Source organism: Reyranella sp. (genome assembly GCF_030651995.1).
GTDB lineage: Bacteria > Pseudomonadota > Alphaproteobacteria > Reyranellales > Reyranellaceae > Reyranella.
In genome coordinates this window covers 91,439-109,242 of record NZ_JAUSBN010000075.1, presented here as the reverse complement: position 1 = coordinate 109,242, position 17,804 = coordinate 91,439, and the positions used below count along the sequence as shown (strand labels likewise).

Genomic DNA, 17,804 nt, shown 5'->3' with positions numbered 1-17,804 from the left:
CCTCATCCTGAGGAGCGCCGCCCCGCGGCGCGTCTCGAAGGATGGGCAACGGACGCGGTGCTCGTTCCCACCCTTCGAGACGCATCGCTGCGCGATGCTCCTCAGGGTGAGGTTATCGGGCCCGTTCATAATCTGTTTTCTTGCTGCTTTCATTTCGAGTCAGCCTCTCAGGATGAGGGGGATTCGGACCTCAGCCACTGCGTGGCAGCTTGCCTTCGTTGAGGCGCGGCATCAGCTCGGCGAAGTTACAGGGGCGGAAGCGGATGTCGAGCTGCTGGCGCAGGATGTCGTCCCAGCCGTCCTTGCAGGCGCCGGTCGAGCCCGGCAGCGCGAAGATGTAGGTCGCGTTGGCGACGCCCGCGGTGGCGCGGCTCTGCATGGTCGAGGTGCCGATTTTCTGGAAGCTGATCCAGCGGAAGGTTTCGCCGAACCCGTCGATCTTCTTCTCGAACAGGGCCTCCAGCGCCTCCGGCGTGACGTCGCGACCGGTGACGCCGGTGCCGCCGGTCGAGATCACGACCTCGATGCTTGGATCGTCGATCCACTTCTTCACCTGCGCGCGGATCAGCGAGATGTCGTCGGTGACGATGGCGCGGTCGACCAGGACATGGCCGTCGCGCGCGATGCGCTCGACCAGCGTGTCGCCCGACTTGTCGGTCTCGAGCGTGCGCGTGTCGGAAACCGTGAGAACGGCGATGTTCACCGGCTTGAAGGGCTTGGTTTCGTCGATGCGATTCATGGGCTCACTATACCCCAGGACCCGGCATCCTTCGATGTTCGCCAGCGCAGAGCCGACAAGCGCCACCGAAGGATTTTTCCTCGCGCGGCCCGAAAGCCATCAGGACTTTCCATTGACTATCCAGAGCCGCATTCTAGTGATTGCCGCTCTGAAATTCGCAAAGCTCGGAGACATCATGACCGGCCCCACCGACTGGAAGCATGACGGCGTGCGGGTCATCCCCGCCGGATCGCTCGACACCAACACCGCCCAGACCCCGGGCATGAACCGGGCCGCGGCGATCAACTTTGCCCGCGTCGGCGCGCAGAAGCTGTGGGCCGGCACGGTGACCATCCACGCCCACGCCAAGACCGGCGCGCATCATCACGGGCACCTGGAGAGCGTGATCTACGTCGTGAAGGGCCGCGCCCGCATGCGCTGGGGCGACGAGCTCCAGTTCGTCGCCGAGGCCGGTCCCGGCGACTTCATCTACGTGCCGCCCTACGTGCCGCACCAGGAGATCAATGCCTCGGAGACCGAGCCGCTGGAATGCGTGCTGGTCCGCTCCGACAACGAAGCCGTCGCGATCAACATCGACATCACCCCGGCCGAGAAGGTCGAGGAAGTGTATTGGGTTGATCCTACCCACCCCCATCCGCACAAGCACTAACGCTGGCGCAGCCAGCACTGGCGGGCGGCAGTGCCTTCTGAGGCGCGAGAGCCCGCTCCGTGCAGAATAGATAAGAATTCAAAGGCGGCCCTACCCGGCCGCCTTCTTCCGTTTCGGCCACAGCCCCGCGATCAGCAGCGCGACCGCGACGATCGCGAAGCCTGCCGACAGGTAGCTGTGCAGGAAGATCATCGGGTCGCCATCGGAGATCGCCAGCGACTGGCGCACCGAGCGCTCGAAGATGGGGCCCAGCACGTAGGCCAGGATGACGATGCCGAGGTCGAAGCCGTGGCGGCGCAGCCCGTAGCCGATGAATCCGAAGATCACCGCGATCACCACGTCGGCCGGATTGCCGCTCGACGAATAGACGCCGATCAGGCAGACCGCGAGGATCATCGGCGTGAGATAGGCGCGCGGGATGTCGAGGATGCGCACGAACATGCCGATCAGCGGCAGGTTCAGGATCAGCAGCATGATGTTGCCGATATACATGCTGGCCACGACGCCCCAGAAGATTTCGGGCTGACGCTCCAGAATGGTGGGGCCCGGCGTGACGCCGTGGATGATGAAGGCACCCAGCAGCAGCGCCGTCACCGCGTTCGCCGGTATGCCCATGCAGAGCAGCGGCACGAAGGCGCCGGCGGTGCCGGCATTGTTGGCCGCCTCGGGTCCCGCCAGTCCTTCGACGGCGCCCTTGCCGAACTCCTCGGGATTCTTCGAAAGCTTGCGCTCCATGCCGTAGGACAGGAACGAGGCCAGCACCGCGCCGCCGCCGGGCAGCAGGCCGACCAGGAACCCCATGATCGTGCCGCGCGCGACCGGACCGACCGACCGTCGCGCCTCCTCGCGCGAAGGCATGAAGCCCAGCAGGTGCGAGGGCGGCGGCAGGACCTTCATGTCCTCGGGTTTCTGGCGGGCCATGAACAGCACTTCGGACAGGCCGAACAGGCCGATCGCCAGCGGCACGAGACTGATGCCGTCGCCCAGCGCCATGACTCCGAAGGTGAGCCGCGGCGTCATGTTGAGGGGATCGCTGCCGATCGTGCCGAGCAGCAGGCCGAAGGCCGCCATCAGCAGCGCCCGCGGCAGCGAACCGCTCGACATGTAGGTGACCATGGTGAGGCCCGCGAGCATCAGCATGGCGTATTCGGCGGGACCGAACTTGATGACCAGTTCGGCGAGCGGCGGCGACAGGAAGGTGATGCCGATGACGCCGACCGTGCCGGCGAAGAACGAGCCGATGCCCGCGATGCCCAAGGCCGCGCCGGCGCGGCCCTTGCGCGCCATCTCGTAGCCGTCGAGGCAGGTCACGACCGAGGAGGCCTCGCCCGGGATGCGCATCAGCACCGACGTGACGGTGCCGCCATAGGCGACGCCGTAATAGATGCCCGACAGCATGATGATGGCCGAGGTCACGTCCATCTTGAACGTGATTGGCAGCAGGATGGCGATGGTGGTGAGCGGACCCAATCCCGGCAGGATGCCGACGACGGTGCCGAGGAACGCGCCGACGAAGCAGTAGAACAGGTTGTCGAGGGTCAGCGTGATGGCGAAGCCACCCAGCAGCGCTTCCATGCGGCAGGCCTCAGCGAACGTAGGTGTAGAAGGTACGCTCGATCGGGCCTTCCGGCAGATCGACGCGCAGCAGCCAGCCGAAGCAGACGAGGCCGACGGCGGCGCAGGCGATGCCGTAGCCGATCGAGGCGAACCACGAGCGGCGTTCGGCGAAGCGCATGATGATGACCGTCACCGCCATGACCGTGACCACGAAGCCCGCAAACGTCGCGCCAAGCGCGAACACGGCGAAGGTGGCGATGTAGATGGTGAAGGTGCGGTTCGAGTCCTTCGTCGCCTCGACGTCGTCGGTGTCGCCGCCCTCGGTCTCGCCGGCCTGGCCCGGAACGGCCAGGACGACGAGGGCGAGCGCCACGCAGATGCCGGCCATGAGCTGCGGGAAGAACCCGGGGCCGGGGCCGTCGAAGCCCCAGCTGTCCAGTTCCATCGCCTTCCACAGGCCGACCAGCGCCGCGGCCAGCAGGCCGAGCGTGGCGATCCGCGTGCCGCTCAGCCTGATCATGCCGGCTTCTTGGCCATGCCGGTTTCCTTGAGGATGGGCACCAGCTCCACCTCGATCTTCTTCAGCAGCGCGCCATAGTCCTTGCCATCGCGATAGACCGGCTGGATGCCGAGCTTGGCGATCTGGCTGGTCACCGATTCGTCCTTCATGACGTCGGCCAGCGCCTTGTCCATGCGCTCCTTGATGGCCGGATCGACGCCCGCGGGGAAAGCGTAGCCGAACGGCCCGTTGCTGACCGCCTCGTAGCCCAGCTCGCGCAGCGTCTTGACGTCGGGATAGTCGGGCCAGCGCGCCTCGGCCGCCGAGGCGAGGAGGCGCAGCTTGCCGGCCTCGATCTGCGGCCGCATCTCGGCGACGGTCTGGATGACGGCATCGACATGGCCGCCGATCGCCGCCGTCACCGACTCGACGCCGCCCGGGAACACGACCCAGCGCAGCTTGGCGCCGGTCAGCTTGGCGAGCTGGAACATCGCCACCACGTTGGTGACGTTGTTGGAGCTGTAGGTGAGCTGCTTCTGCTTGCCCTGGTTGACGAGATCCTCGATCGACTTGATGGGGCCGTCGGCCCGTGCCCCGACGCCGTAGCGCAGCGCCGCGACCTGCCCGATGATGTCGAATGCCTTCCACGGATCGTAGGGAACATTCATCATGTTGGGGATGGCGACGTGGCTCGAGATCGCCACCAGGCCGATCGTGTGGCCGTCGGGCGCCGACTGGGCAAGCGTCGTCGGGCCCAGCGCGCCCGCGCCGCCGACCACGTTCTTCACGATAACGGTCGCATTCAGCCGCTTCTCGAGCGCCTGCGCGATGATGCGCGCCGTGAGATCTGTCGAGGCGCCTGGCGCATTTGGATTGATCAGCGAGATCTCGCGGGCCGGCCACTTGCTCGACTGGCCGAGTGCCGGTGCGGCGATGGAAACGGCAGCGAGGGCGGTGCCGCCCTTCAGCACGGTTCTACGGTTCATCTGTCTTCCTTCCCTGATTTTCAGAGCGGTTGACAGTGCTTGCCGGGCCCGCAGCTGGTCAAGGGAGGATTGCCGGTACGCGAACCCTCAGGAGGCCGCGCGGACCTCGGCCGAGCGGTCCCAGATATTGGGCTGCTCCCGGTTGGTGTAGCCCGACACGAACAGATTGGGCTGGCCCGTCTTCACGTCGAAGGTGTGACGACGCACCGCGCCGATATTGCCGCCATAGACATGGATGCTGATCGATCCGCGGTCGTCGAGCGCATTCGTGACCTGATGGATGTCGCCCTTGGGATTGCGCGGCGCCGGCACCAGCACTTCGACGTCGCCCGGTTCGAGCTTGGTGAGCTCGCCCGGCACCAGCACACCGGTCTCGGCATGGCGCGTGAAGGACAGCGAGGTCTCGGAGCCGCGTAGCATGCCGACCAGGCCCCACATTTCGTGATCGTGCACCGGCGTGTTGGCCCTGGGCGCCCAGACGAAGCTCACGACGCAGAAGCGCTCGAAGGGATCGCACCACAGCAGGTTCTGCGCATAGCCATGTACGGGCACCCTGGCCGCCTGCTCGGGCAGCCAGTCGTCGTGCTTCACCAGCTCGCCCAGGAGCTTCGCGCCCACTTCGACGATCGCGTTCTCGTCCTTGTCCTGCCAGGCCCCGCCCGTGAGGGAAGTCATGTCGCCGATGAAGCGACGCAGGCGATCGATGCTCATTCCGCAGCCTTTCGCTGGAAGGTGGTTCCGAAGATTGCCTCGGTGTCGGCCCCGAGCGCCGGCGGATCGCGCCGCTTCGAGATGTCGGTGGCGGAGATCCGGACCGGGCTGCCGAAGGTCTTGGTCTTCACGCCGGAGGGCAGCTCCATCTCCTCGACCCAGCCCATGTGCTGGACCTGCCGGTCGGCGAGGATCTGGCTGTAGGTATTGATGCGGCCTTGCGGGACACCGGCCTTCTCGAAGGCCGCCAGCCAGTGATCGACGCCCTGTTTGGCGAACTCGACTTCGAGCAGATCCTTGAGCGCGACCTGGTTGGCGGCGCGCAACTGGGTCGTGGCGAAACGCTCATCGGCAAGAAGGTCCGCACGACCAACCACCTTGGTGACGGCTTCCCACAGCTTGTTGTTGCCGGCGGCGATGACGAAATGTCCGTCTGCCGCCTTGAAGGCCTGGTAGGGCGCGTTGCGCGGATGGGCCGAGCCCAGCTTCTTCGGGTCGCGGCCCGTACCAAAGAACTCGCTGGTCTGCAGCGCCGCCATGCCGAGGCTGCAGCCCAGCATCGAGGCATCGACATGCGCGCCCGGCCCGCCGCCCGCGACCCGTCGCAGGATCGAGACGACGGTCAGCGCGGCATAGAGGCCGGTGCCCACGTCGGAGACCGGCACGCCGCATTTCACCGGCGCGCCGTCAGGCTCGCCGGTCACGCTCATGATGCCGCTCATCGCCTGCACGGTGACGTCGAAGCCGCCCTCGCTCGAGCGCGGTCCGCTCTGGCCGAAGGCCGAGATCGAGCAATAGACGAGGCCCGGCTTCTCGGCGCGGAAGGATTCGTAGCCGAGGCCCAGCCGATCCATCACGCCCGGCCGGTTGTTCTCCAGCACGACGTCGGCCGACAGGATGAGCTGGCGCGCCGCCCGCTTCTGCGCCGGGTCCTTGAGATCGAGCACGACCGAACGCTTGTTGCGGTTGATCGAGGCGAAGTTCTCGCTGTAGCCCTCGTTGATCGGCGGCCACTGCCGCATCATGTCGCCTTCCGGCGGCTCGACCTTGATCACCTCGGCGCCGAGATCGGCCAGCAGCATTCCACAATAGGGACCCGCCAGGACCTGGCAGAATTCGACGACGCGTACACCAGAAAGCGGCAACATGCTCAGCGGGTTCCATCCTGCGGTGTGTAACGGGGCCAGTCGTGCGAGGCGATCTGGTCGAGCGACGGCGTCGGCTGCCCCAGACGCATCTGATAGATCCAGTAGTTGGCCAGCACGCGCTGCACGAAGTCGCGCGTCTCGTGGAGCGGGATCAGCGCGATGTAGAGCAGCGGATCCTGCGAAGCGTTCAGCGAATTGTCCCAGCGCATGACGTTGCCCGGCCCGCCATTGTAGCCGGCGGTCGTACGCACGAGATTGCCGTCGGTCTCGTTCAGCAGCATCGAGATATAGGCCTCGCCGAGCGACATGTTGACCGACGGATCCCACGGGTTGGCGCCCGCCGTCTCGGGCGCGTACCGCGCCGAGACCGCGCGGGCGGTCGCCGGCATGAGCTGCATCAGCCCCATGGCCCCGACCACGGAACGCGCCTTGGGATTGAAGGCCGATTCCTGGCGCATGAAGGCATAGACCAGCGCGCGGTCGACGATCGCGCCGCTCGACGGCTGCCACGGCGGGATCGGATACATGCCGCTGTCATAGCCCTTGATGTTGTGGCGCTGGTCCCAGTTGGCATTGCCGACGCGGACCGACAGCGCGGGCAGCTGCGCCTTCTGCGCCAGCGCCATCACCGCCTCGACGTAGCGCGGATCGTTGTCGATCGACGCGGCGAACAGTTCGCGCTCTGCCGCCGTCGTGGCGCCGAGCTGCAGCAGGGCCAGCGCCCGCCGCGCCGCGCGGTCGTTGCGCAGCAGGTCGGTGCGGCGCCGGTCGAGCGCCGGCAGCTCGAAGTCGGGCTGGATCTGCATGCCCAGCGCCTTCTGGGCGACGAGCCCGTAGAAGGTACTGCCATGCAGCGCCGCGCGCTTGAGATAGGGCGCATATTTCTGCGGATTGCCAGCCAGCAGGTTGGCGCGGGCGGCCCAGAACGAACCGGCGGCCAGGGTCCAGGACGAGGCCCGGTCGGGCGAGGCATCGGCCACCAGCTCGAAGCGCCGGGCGGCCTCGGCCATGTTGCCGCGTGTAAAGGCCGTCATCGCGGCCGTCCAGTTGGCGTCGGGCGGCATGCTGGCCTCGACGGGGATCTGCATGCCGCGTTGCGGATCGGCTTCGAGCTGGCGGGTGCGCAGGCGGCCGCGCCACAGCTCGACTTCCTGGGGTCCGAGAATCTCGGTCGACGACTTGCGGTCGAGCAGGACGAAGGCGGCGTTGAAACCGCCATCGTCGGCCATGGTCTGCAGGCGCGCGCGCAGCTCGGCCGCGCGGCCGCCATCGGCGCCGTTCACCGTGCGGGCGGCCGCGAAGTTGGGCGAGCCCTGCGTAAAGCCGACGAAGGTGGCCGGAGTCAGTTCCGCGCCACCTGCCGGACGGCGCGCCAGCGCCAGCCGGTAGATCGCAGGCGCGTCGGGATTGTCGTTGTAGTCCTGCAGCCAGGCGGCGAGCTGCTCGTAGCGGGCGGGATAGTTGGGGCTGAGCAGGCGCTGGGCGCCGACATATCCCATCAGCGTCTTGTCCGAGAGCTGGCGGATCTCGTCGTCCGCCTGCGGCCAGGCACCGGCCTGCTGCGCCTGGAAGATCCGGCGGTAGCGGTCGCGCGTCTCGTTATCCAGGACGGTCGGCAGGTCGGCCACGACCGTGCGTTCGTCGAGTTCGAGGACGGGCGGCGGCGGCACAAAGACCGCGGCGCGCGGCGCGGGCCGTCCCGCCGGTCGCGCGGCCGGTCTGGCGGCGGTAGCCTTGGTCGTCACAGGCTTGGTGGCCTGGGTCTGGACAGGCTTCTTGGCGGTCTGGGCCGAGGCGGAGGCCGCCATCAGGGCAGCCGCCCCGATCAGAAGGACGGAAACGGTCGTTCGCATAGCGCACCGTAGTTTGACTCCAGCCGGGGCGACAAGGGCCGGAATCGTTATACTGTTCCCGACGGAGGACCGGAATGAACCTGTATCAAGAGCGTGCCGCGGCGGTGCGGCGCCTGGTCGACGAGGCCCGCGCCATCGAAAAGGAAGGCGTGACCCGTGCCAGCCTCGAGAAGATCGGCGGGCTTCTCGCCTCGCTGGCCAGCCGTGCCGAGCTCTTCCCACAGGAGGAATTCCCGCTGGGCGCCGAGGGCGGAATCTACCGGCTCAGCGAAGATCCGGATCATCGTTTCGCCCTCTATGCCTCGGCCGGCGGTCCCGGCAAGAAGGTGCCGCCGCACAATCATACGACCTGGGCGATCATCGCCGGCGTCCACGGCGCCGAGCGCAACGTGGTCTATGAGCGGCTCGACAACGGCGCGCAGGAAGGCATCGTGCAGCTGCGTGAGGCGCCGTCCAAGGAGAAGACGCTGAAGCGCGGCGACGTGATCGCCTTCCTGCCCGACGACTTCCACCACATCGAGACGCCGGTCGGCTCGGGCAACGCCCTGCATCTCCATTTCTACGGGTTGAGCCTCGAGCATCTGCCCGGCCGGGTGACCGTCGACATGAAGACCGGCACGGCCAAGCGCTTCATGGCCAGGCCGAAGATCCTGACACCGCTGCTCACGGTGCAGCAGGTCAAGGAGATGCTGAAGACAGGTGAGGTGTTCGCGTTCTTCGACGTGCGCGAGGAAGGCCAGTTCTCGACCCAGGGTCATCCGCTGTTCGCGACCCCGCTTCCCCTCTCCCGCCTCGAGCCTCGGGCGCTCGCCCTGCTGCCCGATCCCGACACGCGCATCGTGCTGATGGACGACGGCGAAGACGGCCAGGCCGGCCGCGCCAACCGCGCTGCCGCCCGCCTCTCGCAGCTCGGCTACACCAACCTCGCGGTCATGGCGGGAGGCCTGAAAGCGTGGCGCGACGCGGGTTTTGAGGTCTTCACCGGCGTCAACGTCCCCAGCAAGGCGTTCGGCGAGATCGTCGAGCACGGCAACGACACGCCGCGCATCGATGCCGCCGACGTACAGAAGCTGATCGACGACAAGGCCGACATGGTCATCCTGGATTCGCGGCCGCTGCCGGAATTCACCAACATGTCGATTCCGGGCGGCATCGACTGCCCCGGCGCCGAGCTGGTCTATCGTGTGAAGGACTTCGTGACGCGGCCCGAGACGCTGGTCGTCGTCAATTGCGCCGGCCGCACGCGCTCGATCATCGGCGCCCAGTCGCTGATCAACGCCGGCCTGCCCAACAAGGTGATGGCGCTGAAGAACGGCACGATGGGCTGGCACCTGGCCGGCCTGAAGGTGGCGCGCGGCGAGACGAAGAGCTTCGGCCCCCAGGGCCCCGAGGCCGCGACCTTCGCGCAGGCCGCCGCGGCGAACATCGCGGGCAAGATGGGCATCCGCAGGATCGACAAGGCTGGCCTCGCCGCCCTCGGGAAGAAGGGCGGCCCGCTTTATCGCCTCGACGTGCGCGACCCCGCCGAGTATGCGCAGGGCCATCTTCCGGGCTTCCGCCATGCCGCCGGCGGCCAGCTGGTGCAGGCCACCGACCAGTATGTCGGCGCCCGCAACGCCACGATCGTGCTGCACGACAATGACGGCGTGCGCGCCACCATGACGGCGCACTGGCTGCTGCAGATGGGCTGGAACGAAACCTACGTGCTCGATCACAAGCCGGCCGCCTCTGAGCTGACCACCGTTGCCGAGCCGCGATATCCGGCGGGTTTCACCGTTCCGAAGGTCCCGACCATAACGGCCGCCGAGCTTGAGAAGTCGCGGGCGACCGCTCTGGTGGTCGATCTCGACACCAGCCTCAAGTATCGCGACGGCCACGTTCCGGGCGCCTGGTTCGCGGTGCGCGCAAATCTCGCACGCACGCTGCCGGAAATGCTGGCCAAGCAGGCCGGCACCACCCGGGTCGTGCTCGTGGCCCCGGATGCCGAGATCGGCGCCTTGGCAGCGGCCGAAAGCGCCGATCTGGCCGCCGGCCTGCCCGTTTCCATTTTGACAGGCGGAATGAAGAAGTGGCGTGAGGCCGGGTTCGAGGTCGAGACCGGCCACGTCCGGATGGCGGACCCGCCGACCGACGTCTGGTACCGGCCCTACGACTTCAAGGAGGACGTCGAGGCGGCCATGCGCCAGTACCTGGACTGGGAGGTCGACCTCGTCCCGCAGGTCGAGCGCGACGGCGACGCCCGGTTCTCCGTCCTGAAGCGGTAGAACGGCGGAACCACTTGCATTTAAGGGCCTTGTCACATCGTCGCGTACGCTTGACACCCCGCGGGCCTGCCCATAGGTTCCGGCGCGTTTTTCATTGTGACCGCACCGTGTTGGTGAGGTGGCGGTGGGAAGCCCGGAGCGGAGCATCCGGTTATGGCTGAGGACGATCGGAAATCGACCCCTGACGAGCTGGATCGGCGCCTTAAAGGTGTCCGGCAGGCCTACCAGAAGGGAACGGGCCAGTCGTCGAGACCCGCAGCGCGCGGCGCCGGTGGCGAAAAGCTGGGCGTCGGCATGCGGATCGCAGTCGAACTGGTGGCGGGCGTCGTTGCGGGGGCCTTTCTCGGCCTGATGGCTGATCAGTGGTTGGGCACCAAGCCCTGGCTGCTGATCGTGGGGTTCGTGCTGGGGTGCGGTGCGGCGTTCATGAACGTCTACCGGGTTGCGCAGGCTGAAGAGCGGCGCAGCAAGGCAGCCCAGGATGAGAAGAAGAGCTGAATTGGGGATAGAGTAACGTGGCCAGCCCGCTCGAACAGTTTGCTATCCAGGACCTAACCGCCCCGCTGTTCACCATCGGTGGCCATCACATCGCCGTCACCAACTCCGCCATCTTCATGATGAGCGCGGTGGTGCTCTCGTCGGGCCTGCTGCTCGCGGGCGCCGGCAAGGGAGCGATGATCCCGGGCCGCATCCAGGCGATGTCCGAACTCTTCTACGAGTTCATCGCCAACATGATCCGGGACAATGTCGGCAGCGGCGGCAAGAAATTCTTCCCGTTCATCTTCACGCTCTTCATCTTCACGCTGTTCGGCAACATCCTCGGGATGCTGCCCTACGGCTACACCTTCACCTCCCAGATCGCCGTCACCTTCTTCATGGCAATGGTGGTGTTCCTCGGCGTGACGCTGATCGGCCTGTTCAAGCACGGCCTGCACTTCTTCTCCCTGTTTTTCCCGCACGGCGCGCCGCTGTTCACCGCGCCGATCCTGATCCCCATCGAGGTGGTCTCCTATCTCAGCCGCCCGATCAGCCTGTCGGTCCGACTGTTCGCCAACATGACGGTCGGCCACGTGCTGCTGAAGGTGCTGGCCGGCTTCGTCGTGGCGCTCGGCTTCTTCGGCTTCGTCCCCCTCATCGTACTGGTGGCGATCACCGCGCTCGAGCTGCTGGTCGCGCTGCTGCAGGCCTACATCTTCACGATCCTCTGCTGCATCTACCTGAACGACGCGCTGCATCTGCACTGATCGCCGCGCCCGTACCCATCGATCCATCACGTCAAAGCCAAGAGAGAAACAGGAGATAGAAATGGACGCTTCAGCCGCCAAGTTCATCGGTGCAGGCCTCGCCGCCATCGGCATGATCGGCGCCGGCATCGGCGTGGGCAACGTCTGGGCGAGCTACATCACGGCCCTGTCGCGCAACCCGGCCTCGAAGGCCGAAATCGGCGCCAACATCTGGATCGGCTTCGCCGTCACCGAGGCCATCGCGCTGTTCGCGCTGATCGTCGCGCTGATCGCCCTCTTCGCCTGAGTTCGATCGTGCCCGTTCAGGCACTTCGGATTTCGGTCGCCGCGGCAGCCCTGATCGGGCTGCCGTTCGCCGCGCAGGCGGCCGGCATGCCGCAGTTCGACCTTACGAAGTTCCCCACCCAGATCTTCTGGCTGGTGGTGTGTTTTGCCGTTCTGTACTTCCTCATGGCCAAGGCCGTCCTGCCGAAGATCGGCGCGACGATCGAAAGCCGCGAGCACAAGATCCAGGCAGATCTCGACGCCGCCCAGAAGGCCAACGACGCGGCCCGCGCCGCCGGTGTCGAGCAGGACAAGGCGCTCACCGAAGCGCGCGGCCAGGCTTCCGGCCTGATCCGCGAGGCCTCGGAGGCCGCCGCGGCCCAGACCTCGGCCAAGCTGCATGAAGTCAGCGACCGGCTGGGTGCCGAGATCGCCGCCGCGGAAAAGCGGATCGGCGAGCAGCGCACGCAGACCCTCGCGGGTCTCGGCAGCATGTCGACGGAAATCGCCACGGCGGTGCTGGGCAAGCTGGTGGGATCTGCCGATCCCGCGCAGGTCGCCCGTGCCGTCGACGAAGCAGCAAAGGCAGGCAAGCCATGATCGGTACCGCATGGGCAGCCGATGCACCCGGCGGCGGAGGCTTGTTCTCCGATCCGACGTTCTGGGTTGCCGTTTCCTTCGTCATCTTCCTGGCGATTGCCGGCAAGCAGATCGTCAGGGGGCTGACCAAGCTCCTCGACGACCGCACCGCCCTCATCGCGCGCACGCTCGGCGAAGCCGAGAAGCTCCGCAACGAGGCGCAGAAGGCGCGTGACGACGCTCAGAAGAACCTCGCCGACTCCGCCAAGCTCGCCCAGGATATCGTGGCCCAGGCCAAGCAGGAGGCCGTGCGCCTCACGCAGCACGCCGCCGAGGAGCGCGAGACGCTGATCGCCCGCCGCGAGCAGCAGGCCAAGGACCGCATCGCCCAGGCGGAGGCCCAGGCCTCTCGGGACGTGCGCAACATGGCCGTCGACGTGGCGCTCGCCGCCACGCGCACCCTGCTCAAGGAACAGGTCGGCGCCGGCCGCACGCAGGCGATGATCGACGACTCCATCGCCGAACTGCCCCGCCGCCTGCACTGACCTTCAGAAAATTTGGGATCGCCCGCAAAAAACAAGAGCGGGCAACCTGGTGCCCCCGCCGCAAGGCGGGGGCTTTTTCTTGTCAGGCGTAGGCCACCCAGCCTCGCCAGGTGAAGGCTGCATAGAACAGGCTCGCGTGCGTGAATCCCGCGTCCCGCAGGATTGCTTCGTCTTGCTCGGGTGTGAGCACCGGCAGGTGTGCGTCCACGGCGGCGCGGGCCTTGTGCGCCAGCTCGGGCGCCACGCCCGAGGCCACGGCGAAGGCCGCATAACGTGCCAGCCATACCGCCCGCTCGGCGCGGGCCTGCGGGAAGCTGGAATGGGCGACCACGAGCGGCGCGCCCGACTTCAGCCGACGCCGGATTTCCATCGCCGTGCGCCGACGTTCGTCGGCGGCAAGGAAGTGCAGGGTCAACAGGCAGGTCGCGGCGTCGAAGGGTCCTTCCGGGGCCGCTTCGATGTAGCCGAGATGCAGGTTCACGCGCGGAAGGAACACCCCGAGCGTGCGCTCCGCCAGGTTCAGCATCTCGGGCGCCGGATCGACGCCGTCGAACGTCCAGCCCGGTTGCGCCCCGGCGAACGCCAGCAGTTCCAGCCCGCCACCGGCGCCGACGACCAGCACCCGGCCATTCGCGGGCGCGCGTTCGGCAACGAGGACCGTCGCCATGCGATGGAGGTCGGCGAAGCCCGGCACGAAGCGTGGCGGCCCCTCGGTATATCGGGCAACGGCCTGCGGATCGGAAAACGGCGCGACCATCACGGCCGGTTCACGGTCAGCCATGGACCAGCTCGAGGTCCTGGCGACCGCCGATGGCAGCGAGTCGCTGACGGAAGTCGGCGCTCAGCGTGGCGAGCGTCACCTTGCCGAGATGCGCGAGCAGCATCGCTTCCGCCGCATCGAAGGCTTCGCCGAGGGCCGCATTGACGGCCTGCTCGACGAGGCAGCCTGGCGCCTCGGTACGGTTGCCCATGGCCAGCAGGCCGGGCGCCCCCAGCGCCTCATAGACGTCCCTCAACGTGACGGTCGACAGGTCGCAGGCCAGCGACCATCCCCCGCCATGGCCCTTCTCCGACCGGACATAGCCCTGCTCCCGCAGACCCGCCATGATCCGACGGATGACGACGGGGTTGGTATCCATCGCCTTGGCGAGCATTTCAGAGGTGAGCGGCACATCCCGCTCAGCCATATGCAGGAGGACGTGCAGCACACCTGACAGTCGGCTATCGCGCTTCATGTAACTCTGTTAGTTACATGAAGCGCCTTCCGTCAAGAGGCGCGCGTCGCCCGGGTCGAAGGACTACTCCGCCGCCTGCTTCAGCGGATCAGTGCCCGGCGGGTTGTTCGACGGTTTCCAGCGCAGGATCGGCTTGCGGGCGGCCAACGTCTCGTCGAGACGGCGGCGCGGCGCGTAGAGCGGTGCCGCCTTGAAGTCGTCGGCGGCAGTACCCGTCTTGGCCTTCGCGGTGAGCGAGCGCAGCGCGCCGATGAACTGGTCGAGATCCTCCTTGGCCACGCTCTCGGTCGGCTCGATCAGCATCGCGCCATGCACCACCAGCGGGAAGTACATGGTCATCGGGTGATAGCCTTCGTCGATCATCGCCTTGGCGAAGTCGAGCGTGCTGACGCCGGTGTCCTTGAGGAAGCTGTCGTCGAACAGCGCCTCGTGCATGCAGGGGCCTTCGAAGGCCGGGCTCATCACGTCCTTGAGGGCCGCCATCACGTAGTTGGCGTTGAGGACCGCGTCCTCGGCGACCTGCCTCAGACCATCGGCGCCATGGCTCATGATGTAGGCGAGCGCACGCGTGAACATGCCCATCTGGCCATGGAAGGCCTTGAGGCGGCCGAGCGGCAGGCCGTCGACCTTGGCACCGTCCTCAGCGACGCGCCACGTGTCGCCGTCCTTCACAATCCACGGATAGGGCGCATAGGGCGCCAGCGCCGCCGACAGCACCACCGGCCCCGCCCCCGGCCCGCCGCCGCCATGCGGCGTCGAGAAGGTCTTGTGCAGGTTGATGTGCATGCAGTCGATGCCGAGATCGCCCGGCCGTACGCGGCCGACGATCGCGTTGAAGTTGGCGCCGTCGCAGTAGAAATAGGCGCCCGCCTCGTGCACGGCCTTGGAGATCTCGACGATCTCGCTCTCGAACAGGCCGCAGGTGTTGGGATTGGTCAGCATGATCGCCGCCACGTCGGGACCCAGCGCCGCCTTCAGCGCGGCGAGGTCGACGCGGCCGCGGTCGTTGGCCGGGATCGGCTTCACGACGAAGCCCAGCGCCGCCGCCGTCGCGGGGTTGGTGCCGTGCGCCGATTCGGGCGCCAGCACGGTCCGGCGCTTGGCGCGCTCGCCCTTGGCCTCGAGCGCCGCGGCGATCGCCATCATGCCGCACATCTCGCCATGCGCGCCGGCGGCCGGCGACATCGCCACGGCCGGCATGCCGGTGAGGGTCTTGAGCCAGTGCGCCAGGCTGTCGATCAGCTCCAGCGCGCCCTGCACGGTCGAGACCGGCTGCAGCGGATGGAGATCGCCGATGCCGGGCAGACGCGCGACCTTCTCGTTGATGCGGGGATTGTGCTTCATGGTGCACGAGCCCAGCGGGTAGACGCCCATGTCGATCGCGTAGTTCTTCTGGCTGAGCCGCGTGTAGTGCTGCACCACCTGCGGCTCGGAAAGACCGGGCAGGCCGATCTCACCCTTGCGGCGCAGGCCGTTCAAACGCTCTTTCGCTTTCGGAGGCTCCGGCAGGTCGACGCCGCAGCGTCCGGCCTGGCCCATCTCGAAGATCAGCGGCTCCTCGAGCTGGAGCGCGCGATTGCCGGTATAGGTGCCGTGCGTGTTGACGGAACCGGCGGAGACACTGCCAGCACGTCCCTGGCTGCGGTCGAGCGACTGTACCATCACAGCACCTCCTTCAGGCCGGCGATCAGCGGGTCCATGCCCGCGTCGGTCGCCGTCTCGGTCGCCGCCAGCAGCAGCAGGTTTTCTACCGAGGGATCGTTGGGGATCAGGCGCGACACCGGCAGGCCGCCCAGGATGCGCTTGGCCGCCAGCGCCTCGACGACCTCGGCCGCGGGTTTGGGCAGCTTCACGGTGAACTCGTTGAAGAAGCTGTCGTTCAACACCGCGACGCCGGGCAGCGCGGCGATCCTGTCGGCGAGCTGCGACGCCCTGGCGTGGTTCAGCTCGGCCAGGCGCGTGAACCCCGCCTCGCCCAGAAGGGTCAGATGCACCGTGAAGGCCAGCGCGCAGAGGCCGGCGTTGGTGCAGATGTTGGAGGTCGCCTTCTCGCGACGGATATGCTGCTCGCGCGTCGACAGCGTGAGCACGAAGCCGCGCTTGCCGTCGGCATCGACGGTCTCGCCGACGAGGCGTCCCGGCATCTGGCGCATGTACTTGTCGCGGGTCGCGAACAGGCCGACATAGGGACCGCCGAAGCCCAGCCCGTTGCCGATCGACTGGCCCTCGCAGACCACGATGTCGGCGCCCATCTCGCCCGGCGGCATCAGCAGCCCCAGCGAGACGACTTCCGTCACCACCACGATCAGCAGCGCCCCGGCGGCGTGGCAGGCTTCGCCGAGCTTCGTGAAGTCGCGAACATGGCCGAAGAAGCTCGGGTTCTGCACGACCACGCAGGACGTCTCGCGATCGACCGAGGCGATCAGGTCCTCAAGGCCCTCGGCGTCGGTCTTGGAGAAGTTGGCCGTGAACCCTTCCCACTTGGCCGTGGTCTCGATGATGCTGCGATACTGCGGATGCAGCCCGCCCGAGATCAGCGCCTTGTGGCGGCGCGTGACACGGTTGGCCATCAGCACGGCCTCGGTCGTGCCGGTCGAGCCGTCGTACATCGACGCATTGGCGACTTCCATGCCGGTGAGCAGGGTCACCTGCGTCTGGAACTCGAACAGGTACTGCAGCGTGCCCTGCGTGATCTCGGGCTGATACGGCGTGTACGAGGTCAGGAACTCGCCGCGCTGGATCATGTAGTCGACGGTCGCCGGCACGTGATGACGATAGGCCCCGGCGCCGATGAAGAACGGCGTCGTGCCGGGCGACAGGTTCTTGGCTGCAAGGCCCTGGAAGGCGCGCTCGACCTCGAGCTCGCCCTGGTGATCGGGCAGGCCGCCGACCTTGGCCGCCAGCCGCGCCGACGCCGGCACGTCGCGGAACAGGTCGTCGACCGACTTGGCGCCGATTACGCTCAGCATCTCGCGGCGGTCGGCGTCGGTGAGAGGGAGATAACGCATCAGGCTCTTGCTCCTTGAGTAATGTCCTCATCCTGAGGAGCATCGCGCAGCGATGCGTCTCGAAGGATGGGAACGAGCACCTTGTCCCTGGCCCATCCTTCGAGACGTGCCCTGCGGGCACTCCTCAGGATGAGGTTCGTTTGGCTAGCCAAGGCTCTTCACGAAGGCTTCGTAGGCGGCCTCGTCCATCAGGCCGGCCAGTTCGCCCTTGTCGGAAAGCTTCAGCTTGAAGAACCAGCCCTTGCCCGTCGGCTCGGCATTCACGTCGCCCGGCGTGTCGGCCAGCGCCGCATTGCTCTCCACGACCTCACCGCCGACCGGCGCGTAGATGTCGGACGCCGCCTTCACCGATTCGACGACGGCACAGGCCTCGCCCTTGGCAACCGTGCGGCCGGCGACGGGAACGTCAACGAACACGACGTCGCCGAGCTGCTCCTGGGCGTACTGCGTGATGCCGATCGTGCCGACATCGCCTTCGACGCGGATCCACTCATGCTCTTCGGTGTACTTGGTCTCGGCCATC

Annotated in this window: 19 protein-coding genes; 7 read left to right on the top strand and 12 right to left on the bottom strand. The window is 67.1% G+C overall.

Annotation, left to right across the window (positions count from 1 at the left end; translation table 11 throughout):
• Nucleotides 1-190: 190 nt before the first annotated feature.
• Nucleotides 191-739, bottom strand: a complete 549-nt coding sequence (gene moaB, locus Q7V45_RS24130) for a molybdenum cofactor biosynthesis protein B (RefSeq protein ID WP_304856874.1) — start codon at nucleotides 737-739, stop codon at nucleotides 191-193.
• A 175-nt stretch (nucleotides 740-914) separates the two neighbouring features.
• Between moaB and Q7V45_RS24125 the strand changes: the two genes are divergently transcribed.
• On the top strand, nucleotides 915-1,388 hold the full coding sequence (locus Q7V45_RS24125) for a cupin domain-containing protein (protein ID WP_298317087.1): 474 nt from the start codon (nucleotides 915-917) through the stop codon (nucleotides 1,386-1,388).
• A gap of 90 nt (nucleotides 1,389-1,478) precedes the next feature.
• On the opposite strand, the gene Q7V45_RS24120 is transcribed toward Q7V45_RS24125, so the two are convergent.
• The 6 genes from Q7V45_RS24120 to Q7V45_RS24095 all read right to left on the bottom strand — a co-directional run bounded on the left by Q7V45_RS24120 (nucleotide 1,479) and on the right by Q7V45_RS24095 (nucleotide 8,097).
• Nucleotides 1,479-2,963 carry a tripartite tricarboxylate transporter permease gene (locus Q7V45_RS24120; protein WP_304856873.1) on the bottom strand — a complete coding sequence of 495 codons (1,485 nt, stop codon included), beginning with the start codon at nucleotides 2,961-2,963 and terminating at the stop codon, nucleotides 1,479-1,481.
• A gap of 10 nt (nucleotides 2,964-2,973) precedes the next feature.
• A complete protein-coding gene (locus Q7V45_RS24115) occupies nucleotides 2,974-3,465 on the bottom strand; it encodes a tripartite tricarboxylate transporter TctB family protein (RefSeq protein WP_304856872.1) in 492 nt (163 codons plus the stop codon).
• Nucleotides 3,462-4,430 (bottom strand): tripartite tricarboxylate transporter substrate binding protein, encoded by a 969-nt coding sequence (locus tag Q7V45_RS24110; RefSeq protein WP_304856871.1) that lies wholly within the window; start codon nucleotides 4,428-4,430, stop codon nucleotides 3,462-3,464. Before Q7V45_RS24110 ends, Q7V45_RS24115 begins: the two co-directional genes overlap by 4 nt.
• An 87-nt stretch (nucleotides 4,431-4,517) precedes the next feature.
• Nucleotides 4,518-5,141, bottom strand: a complete 624-nt coding sequence (locus Q7V45_RS24105) for a cysteine dioxygenase (RefSeq protein ID WP_304856870.1) — start codon at nucleotides 5,139-5,141, stop codon at nucleotides 4,518-4,520.
• Nucleotides 5,138-6,289: a CaiB/BaiF CoA-transferase family protein gene (locus tag Q7V45_RS24100; RefSeq protein WP_304856869.1), complete on the bottom strand. Its 1,152-nt coding sequence runs from the start codon at nucleotides 6,287-6,289 to the stop codon at nucleotides 5,138-5,140. Before Q7V45_RS24100 ends, Q7V45_RS24105 begins: the two co-directional genes overlap by 4 nt.
• A 2-nt stretch (nucleotides 6,290-6,291) precedes the next feature.
• Nucleotides 6,292-8,097 (bottom strand): transglycosylase SLT domain-containing protein, encoded by a 1,806-nt coding sequence (locus tag Q7V45_RS24095; protein ID WP_304856868.1) that lies wholly within the window; start codon nucleotides 8,095-8,097, stop codon nucleotides 6,292-6,294.
• A gap of 119 nt (nucleotides 8,098-8,216) precedes the next feature.
• Here Q7V45_RS24095 and Q7V45_RS24090 point away from each other — a divergent pair, with 119 nt between their 5' ends.
• The 6 genes from Q7V45_RS24090 (at nucleotide 8,217) to Q7V45_RS24065 (ending at nucleotide 13,038) form a co-directional block, all read left to right on the top strand.
• Nucleotides 8,217-10,406 carry a rhodanese-like domain-containing protein gene (locus Q7V45_RS24090; protein WP_304856867.1) on the top strand — a complete coding sequence of 730 codons (2,190 nt, stop codon included), beginning with the start codon at nucleotides 8,217-8,219 and terminating at the stop codon, nucleotides 10,404-10,406.
• A gap of 153 nt (nucleotides 10,407-10,559) precedes the next feature.
• Complete coding sequence (locus Q7V45_RS24085) at nucleotides 10,560-10,904, top strand: AtpZ/AtpI family protein (protein ID WP_304856866.1); 345 nt, start codon at nucleotides 10,560-10,562, stop codon at nucleotides 10,902-10,904.
• Between the two features lie 17 nt (nucleotides 10,905-10,921).
• Complete coding sequence (locus tag Q7V45_RS24080) at nucleotides 10,922-11,650, top strand: F0F1 ATP synthase subunit A (protein WP_304856865.1); 729 nt, start codon at nucleotides 10,922-10,924, stop codon at nucleotides 11,648-11,650.
• A 61-nt stretch (nucleotides 11,651-11,711) separates the two neighbouring features.
• Nucleotides 11,712-11,936: a F0F1 ATP synthase subunit C gene (locus Q7V45_RS24075; protein ID WP_020698011.1), complete on the top strand. Its 225-nt coding sequence runs from the start codon at nucleotides 11,712-11,714 to the stop codon at nucleotides 11,934-11,936.
• Nucleotides 11,937-11,944: 8 nt separating this feature from the next.
• Nucleotides 11,945-12,514: a hypothetical protein gene (locus Q7V45_RS24070; RefSeq protein WP_304856864.1), complete on the top strand. Its 570-nt coding sequence runs from the start codon at nucleotides 11,945-11,947 to the stop codon at nucleotides 12,512-12,514.
• Nucleotides 12,511-13,038, top strand: coding sequence for an ATP F0F1 synthase subunit B (locus tag Q7V45_RS24065; protein ID WP_304856863.1), 528 nt, complete (start codon nucleotides 12,511-12,513; stop codon nucleotides 13,036-13,038). Before Q7V45_RS24070 ends, Q7V45_RS24065 begins: the two co-directional genes overlap by 4 nt.
• A gap of 82 nt (nucleotides 13,039-13,120) precedes the next feature.
• Here the strand turns inward: Q7V45_RS24065 and Q7V45_RS24060 are convergent, their stop codons facing one another.
• From Q7V45_RS24060 to gcvH, 5 genes are all read right to left on the bottom strand, one after another.
• Entirely contained in the window at nucleotides 13,121-13,819 is a 699-nt protein-coding gene (locus Q7V45_RS24060; protein WP_304856862.1) for a class I SAM-dependent methyltransferase, read from the bottom strand.
• The gene (locus Q7V45_RS24055) at nucleotides 13,812-14,273 is read right to left on the bottom strand and encodes an Rrf2 family transcriptional regulator (protein ID WP_304856861.1); all 462 of its coding nucleotides are present in this window, start codon (nucleotides 14,271-14,273) and stop codon (nucleotides 13,812-13,814) included. The genes Q7V45_RS24060 and Q7V45_RS24055 overlap by 8 nt, the downstream gene beginning before the upstream one ends.
• 63 nt (nucleotides 14,274-14,336) lie before the next feature.
• Complete coding sequence (gene gcvPB, locus Q7V45_RS24050; RefSeq protein WP_304856860.1) at nucleotides 14,337-15,935, bottom strand: aminomethyl-transferring glycine dehydrogenase subunit GcvPB; 1,599 nt, start codon at nucleotides 15,933-15,935, stop codon at nucleotides 14,337-14,339.
• Nucleotides 15,935-17,281, bottom strand: a complete 1,347-nt coding sequence (gene gcvPA, locus Q7V45_RS24045) for an aminomethyl-transferring glycine dehydrogenase subunit GcvPA (RefSeq protein WP_304856859.1) — start codon at nucleotides 17,279-17,281, stop codon at nucleotides 15,935-15,937. Before gcvPA ends, gcvPB begins: the two co-directional genes overlap by 1 nt.
• 144 nt (nucleotides 17,282-17,425) lie before the next feature.
• Nucleotides 17,426-17,803 (bottom strand): glycine cleavage system protein GcvH, encoded by a 378-nt coding sequence (gene gcvH, locus Q7V45_RS24040; protein ID WP_304856858.1) that lies wholly within the window; start codon nucleotides 17,801-17,803, stop codon nucleotides 17,426-17,428.
• Between the last annotated feature and the right edge of the window lies 1 nt (nucleotide 17,804).